Origin of the sequence: Lichenibacterium minor, assembly GCF_004137685.1 — a bacterium.
Taxonomy (GTDB): domain Bacteria; phylum Pseudomonadota; class Alphaproteobacteria; order Rhizobiales; family Beijerinckiaceae; genus Lichenihabitans; species Lichenihabitans minor.
In genome coordinates this window covers 1-1,258 of sequence record NZ_QYBB01000146.1, presented here as the reverse complement: position 1 = coordinate 1,258, position 1,258 = coordinate 1, and the positions used below count along the sequence as shown (strand labels likewise).

1 protein-coding gene is annotated in these 1,258 nt (G+C 65.7%); it reads left to right on the top strand.

Going from position 1 to position 1,258, the window contains the following annotated elements; all coding sequences use genetic code 11:
• The first annotated feature begins 44 nt into the window (after nt 1-44).
• Nucleotides 45-1,244 (top strand): IS256 family transposase, encoded by a 1,200-nt coding sequence (locus tag D3273_RS27745; protein WP_129230275.1) that lies wholly within the window; start codon nt 45-47, stop codon nt 1,242-1,244.
• The last annotated feature ends 14 nt before the right edge of the window (nt 1,245-1,258 follow it).

Sequence of the window (1,258 nt, the reverse complement as noted above, 5' to 3'; positions counted from 1 at the left end):
TAGGGTCGGGTTGCGAAGACCAACCTGAACCGAGAGACGCACCGATGACCGACGAGATGATGAGCCTGCGCGGGCTTCTTGAGAAGAGCGCCGACGCGGATGTTTTGCGGGAGATGATCAGCTTTGCGGCCGAGCGCCTGATGGAGCTGGAGGTGAGCGCCCTGACGGGGGCGGCTTTCGGCGAGAAGAGCGGCGAGCGCCTGGTGCAGCGCAACGGCTACCGCGACCGGGACTGGCAGACGCGGGCCGGCACGGTGGAACTGCGCATCCCGAAGCTGCGGAAGGGTTCGTACTTCCCCGGCTTCCTGGAGCCGCGGCGGATGGCCGAGAAGGCGCTCACGGCGGTGATCCAGGAGGCCTACATCCAGGGCGTGTCGACGCGCTCGGTCGACGATCTCGTGCAGGCGATGGGTGGGACCGGGATTTCGAAGAGCCAAGTCAGCCGGCTGTGTGTCGAGATCGACGAGCGCGTGAACGCCTTCCTGGACCGGCCCATTGAGGGCGACTGGCCGTACATGTGGCTGGACGCGACCTACGTGAAGGTGCGCGAGGCGGGGCGGATCGTGTCGGTCGCCGTGACGGTGGCGGTGGGCGTCAACACCGACGGGCGCCGCGAGGTGCTCGGCATGGACATCGGCTGCTCGGAGGCGGAGACCTTCTGGACGACTTTCCTGCGCAAGCTCGCCCGGCGCGGGTTGCGCGGCGTGAAGCTGGTGATCTCGGACGCGCACGAGGGGCTGAAGGCTGCTGCCACGAAGGTGCTCGGCGCCACGGCCCAAAGGTGTCGTGTACATTTCATGAGAAATGCCTTGGCCCATGCCGGCAAGAGCGGCCGCCAAGTCGTCTCCGCCCTGATCGCCACGGCCTTCGCTCAGGCCGATGCTGAAGCGGCTCGACAGCAGTGGCGCCGCGTCGCCGACCAGTTCCGCACCAAGATGCCCAAATTGTCGGCCCTCATGGACAGTGCAGAAAATGACGTCCTGGCCTATATGACTTTTCCGGCAGCGCATCGGACTAAATTACACTCGACCAACCCGCTCGAACGCGTGAACGGCGAGATCAGGCGCCGGACAGATGTCATCGGCATCTTTCCCAATGAGGACGCCATCCGCAGGCTCGTCGGCGCGATCCTGCTCGAACAGAACGACGAGTGGGCCGTCCAGCGCTCGCGCTACATGACCCTGGAAAGCATCGCCCCGATCGGCGATGATGACGCCGTCAGCCTGCCGATCCTGGCAGCCTGACCGTCCCGGCCCAA

What these genes read in the sequence shown, in the direction of transcription:
- D3273_RS27745 (WP_129230275.1), top strand. Translation starts at nt 45, where the DNA reads ATGACCGACGAGATGATGAGCCTGCGCGGGCTTCTTGAGAAGAGCGCC.